Below are 8,129 nucleotides of genomic sequence, written 5' to 3'. Positions count from 1 at the left end.
GATACGAGAAGACAGCCGGCAGTTTTGCCGGATTCGTTTTCCTAGCAGCAGCCATGATCCTGCTACACTAATTGTCAACACGCCCTAAAACAAGGCTGCATTCTGCTTGGCCTCAGGCGCAAAGTCGATTGAAATCCACCTATGACTTCTCGGCACCGGTAGTCATCTGTTCTGTTTAGGGGCTGTTTTAGCAAAACAGGCATCAAACGGATATCACGCGCATTTCCGTTTCACGTGCGCCGAGGTTCGCTTCTCAGGTTTGGCCGTTCTGGGAAACTAGTTCCTGTAGCACTTCAATGACCCCGTTCTGGCTGTTGCTTTTGGCCCGGTAACGGGCGGCTTCCTTGATGTCTGGATGGGCGTTCTCCATCGCGAAGCTAAAGTGGGCTTTCTGGATCATCTTCAGGTCGTTGAGGTAATCGCCGAACACCATGGTTTCCTCCGGGGTGATGTTGAACCGCTCCTGCACCACTTCCATGCCTTTGCCTTTGTTGGCCTGCTGGTCACAGATATCCAGCCATATTTTACCTGATACGGTGACTTGCAGGTGCTCCCGTTCCGGTTGGAAGGCTGCATTGGTGCTCCCCTCCACCCCGGCCAGATTCAGCAGGGCTACTTTCAGGAACTGGTCATCTTCTACCTGCAGCAGGTCGTCTACCACTTTCACTTCATCGTAGTACAGCTGTACCTGCTCCAGAAACTCAGGCGCGGTATTCTCCACGTAAGCCGATTTCTTTCCACAGAGCACGATGTACACGCCCGCGAGGCTTCGCGCTTTCTGCAGCACTTGCCGGGTGACGGCGGGGTCCATGGCCTGCACCAGCAGTTCCTGCCCCTGGTAAGCGACGTAGCTGCCGTTCTCGGCCAGGAAGATGATCTCGTCTTTGATGGGCGCGAAAAGGTTCACCAGGTTGTAGTACTGCCTTCCGCTGGCGGCGGCAAACAGGATGCCCTTCTCTTTCAGGGCCTGGTAAACGGGGTAAAATTCTTCACTCAGGGAATGCTGGGGGTCTAGCAGGGTGCCATCCATGTCGGTGGCGATGAGCTTGATGTTTGAATAATCCATAGTTGTCTGTACTCCAGGCGAGCCTGGTTCAGGTGACTGGCTACCGGGCAGAAAAATGCGCCCAACCAGCGTGCAAGTTAGCAATAATTGAATTAGGGCTGTTTTCAGCTCCTTTTCTGAAAAACAGCCCTAAAACGGCTAGGCCGGCAACAAGCGCCAGAGAAGCCCAAAGCTCTCCTAAACGCCGTTAAGCTTTCGCCAATGCTTTGATGTCTGGCACTTCCAGTATCAGCTTGCCGTAGCCCTTCTGGCTCACGTGAATCATGGCTTTGCCCAGATCGCTCAGCGTGGAGATGTAGTTGGGAGCCAGCATTCTGACCACCGGGGCCAACCAACCGATGTATTTGTAGTACTTGATGTTTTTCATGCCGGGAGTGGGTTCCAGAAACGCCGGCCTGAAGTTGTACGCGGCTTTGAAGGGAAGTCTTAGCAGGGCATTCTCGGTTTCGCCTTTCACCCGGGCCCACATGCTGTTTCCTTTTGCAGAGCTATCGGTGCCCGCTCCAGAGACATAGCAGAACACCAGCTGAGGGTTCACCTCGGCCAGGGTCTGCGCCACGTGCAGGGTCAGGTCATGGGTCACCCGACGGTAATCTGGTTCTTTCATGCCCACCGAGGAAACGCCCAGGCAGAAAAAGCAGGCATCATAGCCGGAGAGCTGGTTATTGATGGGCGAAAGGTCCTGGAAGTTCTGGTGGATGATTTCTTGGACCTTCGGATGACGCACCCCGCCGGGCCTCCGGTTGATGACCAGCACCTTCTCTACCTCAGGCTGTTGCAGGCACTCCAGCAACACTCCCTCGCCCACCATTCCGGTGGCTCCGGTGATGATCACATGTAGGTTCTTTTTCATGGGATGGCAAGGGCGTAAGTGGAAAGCCCCGGGGTAGTTCTACGTACGTTTCGGGCGGAGTTTCTGAAAAGCAGGCCTAAAACCCCTGAATCGCAGAGAAACAGCCTTCCCGGATCAAACACATCACAGGTAATACTTCATCCCGAAGGCCAGGTTCATAATCTTGGCCGGGCTCAGGTACCTGGGGTTGTTGAGGTAGGAGATCAGGTACTCGCCCATCGTCCCGAACTCATAGTATCCGGCAAATTTCTGGACTTTTTTCACCCGGGTAAGGTTCACCTGTCCGCCGGCAAACAGGTAGAAGTTCAAGGCCGTGGAGAACCGATAATACGAGTTGGGGTATCGGCTGAGATAGCGTTCTGAGGCGAAATACTCCTTCCCGAAGGTATAGCCCAGCTGCACGCCCAGAGTGATGGGTTTCCAGTCCACGTTCTTGATCCTTACTGATCTGTAGGGCAGAAACGTGGATTTCACGGCCAGGGTGAAGATGTCATCGCCGCCCACGAACTTGGGCAGGTAACCTAGCGAGAGATCAGTTTCCAGCTTGCTGTTGAACGCCTGCCGGCCTACGCCCACAGACAGCAAGCCAATATCGCCGGCAAACTGGGCTTTCAGATAATAGGGTGAACTTACTTTGACGGAGTCTGCGTGGAGGTCCTGCCCCTGGGCGGTGGCGGTCTGCAGCGCCAGCCATAGCCCCAGCGCGAGGAATTGAAGAGCCTTTTTCATGTTAATACACCACCCTTTCCAGGGAATAGCCCCCATTCCAAAGTTTGAGATATGTAAAGCCCCGCTCCTTCACGAAGGTGGTCACGTGGTACAGAATCTGGTCGCCGTACTTTTCCTCGGTAGCCCAGCTGTGCTTGTGCCCGTGCAAACTCAGCGACACTTTTTGGCTGTTCACCAGGGTTTGATGGTAGGGAATTTCCAGTTGCTGGTCAAAATCGCTGTCATACGGCGGCACGTGCGAGATCACCACGGCCTGTTGCCAGGTAGCATCCGGCGTGGGTGTCAGCTCCTTGGAGAGCCAATCCAGGTCCGGCACCTTGCCCTGGAAATTGTCCTCGCGGCCATTGGTATCCAGCAAAACGAACTTGGTGTGGCCGTACACAAAGGAGTAGTTGAACTCCCCAAACATCTGGCGGTACACTTTGCGGCCGTTGCCCAGCATGTCATGGTTCCCGATCACCGTGAGGTAAGGCCATTTCAGATCATCCATCAGGTCATGCACCCACCGGAACTCCTGTGACATCCCAAAGTCAGAGATGTCGCCCAGGTGCACCACAAAATCGATGTTCTCATAGGTGTTGGCTTTCTTCACGAAGGCCTGCGTGGCATCATAGAAGCGCTGGGTGTCGCCCATCAGGAGAAGGCGCAGGGTGTCTGGGGCGGGTTGGCGCTGCAGCCGGGAAAGGGCTTTCGCCGTGAGGTTGGTTTCTTCTTCCTTCAGGATGAGCTGGTTGGGATGATACTCAAAAAGTCCGTCGCAGGACACGAAGAGGAAGAGCACCAGAAGGCACAACAGCCGGGGTAAACGTTTACTCATGTACGCGTAATCTAAAAGTAAAAAAGACCGGAAAACCATCTGGCACTCTGGTACTGCAGGGAGAAGGCAAAGCCTTCGCAGAGACGTGTCATCATCGTGTCTGGCCGAAGCCAGGGCGGGGCGAATTAGGAATTGGCGGGTTGCCGCAGGGCGGATTTGATCTCCTCGCCCACTGGCGACACCGCCGGCCCGAAATAGTGGGTGAGCACCCCGTTTTCATCCAGCAGGTACTTGCTGAAGTTCCAGTCGGGTTGGTGTCCGTTCCAGCCGTTCTTGCCGGGGTCGGTGAGCCAGTTGTACACCGGGTTCTGGCCCTGGCCTTTCACCACCACGCTCTTCTTGGCCAGCGGAAACGAAACGCCGTAGTTCACCTGGCAGAACTGGGAAATTGTCTGGTCATCGTCTTTCTCCTGCTCCTGGAAGTCATTTGCCGGAAACCCGATCACCTCCAGCTGGCCTTTCAGTTGCTCGTGGAGTTGCTGCAGTTCTTCGTACTGGCCGGTGTAGCCGCAGTTGGAGGCGGTGTTCACCAGCAGCACCTTCTTGCCTTTCAGCTGGCTGAAATCAAGCGGCTTGCCGTTGCTGAGCGTGGCACTGAGGGTATGGAATGGCTGCGCCGGAACCGCCCGCTTGTCGTTTTGCAGGATTCTGCCTTTACTGGTTGATTTGCTCAGGCGCATGATCAACGGATACAGCAGTTTCATGATTCTTTTTCTCAAATCCATGGGGTAAAGGTATGATTAAGTTTCTTAGCTAGTGCTTTACCAGCCTATAGCGTTTTTAATAGCTACTTTCTTACTAGATACCAGGTTACTTCTTCAACCGGTTCTCAAAGAACGCCAATGTGGTCGCCCAGGCTTCTCTGGCCGCCAGAGGATGGTAACTGGCCCGCTCATCACAGTGGAACCCGTGGTCTGCGTAGGAGATCACCGTGTTGATGTAGTCTTTGCCCGCCGCCTTCACCGCATTAATCACGGTGTCAATTTTCTCCTGCGGAATATGGACGTCTTTACCGCCCCAGAAAAAGAGCTGCGGCGCATGCAGGTTCACGGCCTCGTGAGCCAGCGTATCCGTTCCGCCGCCGTAGTAAGACACCGCCGCCGAAAGCGGCAACACCGCATTAGCCAGAAAAGAAACCCGCCCGCCCAGGCAGAACCCGATGCTGCCCGTCTTCCCCGGCTGCACGGTGGGCTGCTGCTGTAGCCAGTCATACGAAGCCTTCAAATCAGCCGACAGCCCGTCCTGGGTGAGCGCCTGGTAATGCGGCATGACCGAGGCAAAATCAGCGTAGCTGGCTTCTAGGCGCTTGACGGTCCGGTGAAAAAGGTCCGGCGCGATGACGGCGTACCCTTCCTGACAAAGCCGCTCGGCAATGTTCCGAATGTGGCCGTTCACCCCGAAGGCTTCCTGCAACAGAATAATGGCCGGTACTGGCCCGGATTCCGCCGGCACCGCCACATAGGCCTCCATAGCCGTACCATCCGATACCTGCAGCGTAATGAAATCATGGTTGGTCATAAAAGATCTGTTTAAAAGGTTCAACCTTCCTCTTACGTAAAGGATGATTTCCGGCCGTTTTTGGTAAAACACCCTTAAAACAGACACCAGTTGTAACTCAGCACGTTGAGGCCGCAGAGCTGGTTGTTTTGGGCATGTTTCGAGGAAAACAGGCTTAAAACGTCCGCACATGTAGGCCTGCCAGCCTTAAGACCCATGCGGTGTTTTGAGGAAAACAGGCTCAAAACGTCTATCAGGCGGCGACAGGCCGGACACTAGCCAAACTCCACTCTGCTGTAATTAATGTTTCGGCCTGACGGAGATACGCGGTGAGGTAAGCAGTTTACGGAGGAGATCTCGCCCAAACCGTATCCAGAAAAAGGCAGCAGCGGAAATATCCAAAACACCATCTGGAGTCCTCCTTTTTAAATTTGGTTAAAAAAGCAACCATCCGCTACTGAATGCGTTTTATAACCTGCAACAGAGTTAAAATCTAACTTACACGACTATGAAAAAGATAACATTCTTAGCGGCCCTGTTTGTGGCTGCCGGACTGCAGATAAATACCGCTGAAGCTTCCATCTTGCCTGTTCAGGACACGGTACAAGACACCACCCAGACCACTACCAACAAGGAACGGGCTAAAACCGGAACCAGACAAGTAGGACACGGAGCCAAGTCTGTTGGGAAAGGTACCAAGAACCTGGCCGTGAGTGGTGCCAAAGCAACCGCCAAAGGGGCCAAGAAAGCCGGTAAAGCAGTGAAAAACACCACTAAGAAAGGTGTTCAGAAAGTAGATGAGAAGATTGACTAATCACCTCCTCTCATTCTCTAACAAAAAAGCCTTCCTGCCTGCAGGAAGGCTTTTTTGTGCCTCTTTTCCCCGGAGGTTTAGACGCTAAATAAAACCTTGTTAAGCAGGTCGTCCGTCCTCCCCATCGTTCGGTAATTTCTGCACCGGCATCAGCAGGAACTCCTGAATACGCCAATCCAGCTCTGAGATCTCCTTGCCCAGCTTTTCCAGCCTTTGCGTCAGGTTCACCTCGTCATGAGGCACTACCAGGGCCTCGCCCATGTAAATGTGGCCTTCCTCGCGTAACCGAAAGGTGTGTTCCTTCACCCAGGGTTGGTGTTTCAGTTTGTGTTCTATCTCCAGCAGCAGAGGATCAGTTTCCTGGTCGTCTACGGTTTTGGGGATTTGGTTCATCAGGTCAAATACCGCTTGCTTCAGGTTCTTGTACCCGTCTTTGATGATGTCCAGGGAAATGATGATCGCAGCCACAGAGTCGGCCCACCACCAGCCCATCCCAATCCCGATGATGCCGGGTATGGCGGCGGCGCCCGTCATCCAGTCGGCTTTGTTCATGTCGGCATCGGTGTAGAGGTTTTTCTCGTGCAGTTTCTTGGCCAAAGGCAGCTTGAGGTGCCCCAGGATCATGGCAGGGATGGTGCTGTAGAGCATCGCCCCAATCATGAGGTAGCCCAACCAGATTTCATGCCCGAAGATGACTTTGATGCCAATGGTGGGGTGCTCCTGTTTGATCAACGTGGAAGCCGAATCAAAGATGAGAAAAGCACCTACGGCGAACAAGGCCAGGGCGCTGCACAGGTACGCAATGCCCACCACCCGGTGGTAGCCGTACGGAAAATCTTTGTTGGGCTTTTTATGGAAGATGCGCGAGGCGATCAGGAACGAAACCGATGGGGTTAAGCTGAGCAGGTCCTCAAAATAGGCGGTCTTCATGGCCTGCGAATTGCCCATGGTGAAGAACACCACCAGCGCGGTAGAGATCAGGTAAGCAACGGTGATCCACTCCAGTTTCTTCGCTTTCTTAAAGACCGGCTGCAGCTCCTCTGGGTACTCAAATCTGCTCATCGGTTTCATGGCTGCACACGGGTTTCAAGGGTGGTTTGCTGCTGGCGCAAAAAGGATTCCAGCTTGGTGATGAAGGCATTCTCGCCCATGATCACGCAGAAGACATGTTTCTTTTTCTGGAGTTCCACATAGGGCCGGGTGAAGGAGATCTTGCTTTTCCAGGGTGTGTCATCCGTGACACCCGCAATGACCAGGTGCAGGTTGTGTTTCTCCAGCTCTTCCATTAGGTTCTGCTCGGAGTCGTTCTGCCATTCTATTTTGGCGTTGAGGCCATTGGCGAAAGCTTTCACCAGATCGGGCTCAATGCCGGTAGGTCCGGCCGGGCCTTTCACCACCCACGGCGGGTTTTCAGAATACCCTACCTTCAGGGTTCCGTTGGTGACCTGCTCCAGCGTTTTCTCCGGATCTTTGGGGAAGTTCTGGCAACCGGTGAGCAGCGCTACCACGAGAATCAGGTTATACACCAAATAGCGCCTGCTATTCATATTTGCGTCATTTTAAAGGGGAGGCGTTTTAAAAAGAAGGCATTTTTTTCATCGCGTCGGATGATGTTATTTGCCTTATGCTAAACCTTTCAGCCAATTTGCTGTTAGTACGGGCTTGCTACAGGATTAGTTAGTTGCCATTTTCTCTATACCGGGAAGCTAAGTTCGTGCCTTTATTTCTTATCGAATTGCTACTCCGCCCGCCGTTGTTGGTGTTCTCACCAACAACCAAATCAACTTCCCTTAAGCAGAGATTCTACTTGTGAAGACTGGGCCGTTGCATTTTAAAATATAGCTGGTTCAAGTTTCTAACTTGGACATAACATGAGCTGAAGTTTGCAAATCAGTGAGCCGTGAGGCTCAAAATATGCAGTAATGGCTATGCCTCTCGCCGTTGTTGGTGTTCTCACCAACGACTTCTACTGCCTCTCCAGTTATCTATCCGCTTTTGTTCTCTACTTCTGTCCTACCAAGCCTCGTGGTTGAAGTCGCGGTCTGCCCGCGTTTGTCACTTTTCTCCTGGATGAGAAAAGTAACCAAAAGAATCATGAAGAAAAAAAACTCGCTGACGCTCAGACAGTCTTTTCTTCACTACTTATGACACCTGGTGAATGCCTTCTGTTTCATAGCCCGCGCAGGCCTCAGCTGCTGGTGACGTTCATGCGTGCGCTGCCTCGGTACTGGGCTACGCATGTTCCTGTGTAGGGTCTTGGAGTCGTTGCAATGCCTTCATTGTCCTGCGGACGGTTTACTCCCCTCCTCGGAGGGGTAGGGGTGGGTTCACATGGCCCATAGTTTAAGTTTTC

General features: G+C 53.2%; 9 protein-coding genes. 1 reads left to right on the top strand and 8 read right to left on the bottom strand.

The window, feature by feature from the left end; translation table 11 throughout:
- Nucleotides 1–253: 253 nt before the first annotated feature.
- From H7U12_RS06475 to H7U12_RS06450, 6 genes are all read right to left on the bottom strand, one after another.
- Entirely contained in the window at nucleotides 254–1,066 is an 813-nt protein-coding gene (locus H7U12_RS06475) for an HAD family hydrolase (RefSeq protein ID WP_186634774.1), read from the bottom strand.
- 187 nt (nucleotides 1,067–1,253) lie between these two features.
- Nucleotides 1,254–1,919: an NAD-dependent epimerase/dehydratase family protein gene (locus tag H7U12_RS06470; protein ID WP_186634771.1), complete on the bottom strand. Its 666-nt coding sequence runs from the start codon at nucleotides 1,917–1,919 to the stop codon at nucleotides 1,254–1,256.
- 123 nt (nucleotides 1,920–2,042) lie between these two features.
- Nucleotides 2,043–2,648 (bottom strand): hypothetical protein, encoded by a 606-nt coding sequence (locus H7U12_RS06465; protein ID WP_186634768.1) that lies wholly within the window; start codon nucleotides 2,646–2,648, stop codon nucleotides 2,043–2,045.
- Nucleotide 2,649: 1 nt separating this feature from the next.
- Nucleotides 2,650–3,465 (bottom strand): metallophosphoesterase family protein, encoded by an 816-nt coding sequence (locus H7U12_RS06460; protein WP_186634765.1) that lies wholly within the window; start codon nucleotides 3,463–3,465, stop codon nucleotides 2,650–2,652.
- Nucleotides 3,466–3,590: 125 nt separating this feature from the next.
- The gene (locus H7U12_RS06455) at nucleotides 3,591–4,190 is read right to left on the bottom strand and encodes a glutathione peroxidase (RefSeq protein WP_186634762.1); all 600 of its coding nucleotides are present in this window, start codon (nucleotides 4,188–4,190) and stop codon (nucleotides 3,591–3,593) included.
- A gap of 85 nt (nucleotides 4,191–4,275) precedes the next feature.
- The gene (locus H7U12_RS06450; protein WP_186634759.1) at nucleotides 4,276–4,983 is read right to left on the bottom strand and encodes a dienelactone hydrolase family protein; all 708 of its coding nucleotides are present in this window, start codon (nucleotides 4,981–4,983) and stop codon (nucleotides 4,276–4,278) included.
- A gap of 487 nt (nucleotides 4,984–5,470) precedes the next feature.
- Between H7U12_RS06450 and H7U12_RS06445 the strand changes: the two genes are divergently transcribed.
- Nucleotides 5,471–5,776, top strand: a complete 306-nt coding sequence (locus H7U12_RS06445) for a hypothetical protein (RefSeq protein ID WP_186634756.1) — start codon at nucleotides 5,471–5,473, stop codon at nucleotides 5,774–5,776.
- Nucleotides 5,777–5,875: 99 nt separating this feature from the next.
- Here the strand turns inward: H7U12_RS06445 and H7U12_RS06440 are convergent, their stop codons facing one another.
- Nucleotides 5,876–6,838, bottom strand: a complete 963-nt coding sequence (locus H7U12_RS06440; RefSeq protein WP_186634753.1) for a cation transporter — start codon at nucleotides 6,836–6,838, stop codon at nucleotides 5,876–5,878.
- Between the two features lie 5 nt (nucleotides 6,839–6,843).
- Nucleotides 6,844–7,323 carry a transporter substrate-binding domain-containing protein gene (locus H7U12_RS06435; RefSeq protein ID WP_186634750.1) on the bottom strand — a complete coding sequence of 160 codons (480 nt, stop codon included), beginning with the start codon at nucleotides 7,321–7,323 and terminating at the stop codon, nucleotides 6,844–6,846.
- Between the last annotated feature and the right edge of the window lie 806 nt (nucleotides 7,324–8,129).

It is taken from the genome of Rufibacter sediminis, assembly GCF_014269285.1.
Classification (GTDB): Bacteria; Bacteroidota; Bacteroidia; order Cytophagales; family Hymenobacteraceae; genus Nibribacter; species Nibribacter sediminis.
This window is presented reverse-complemented; position numbering and strand designations above follow the sequence as displayed.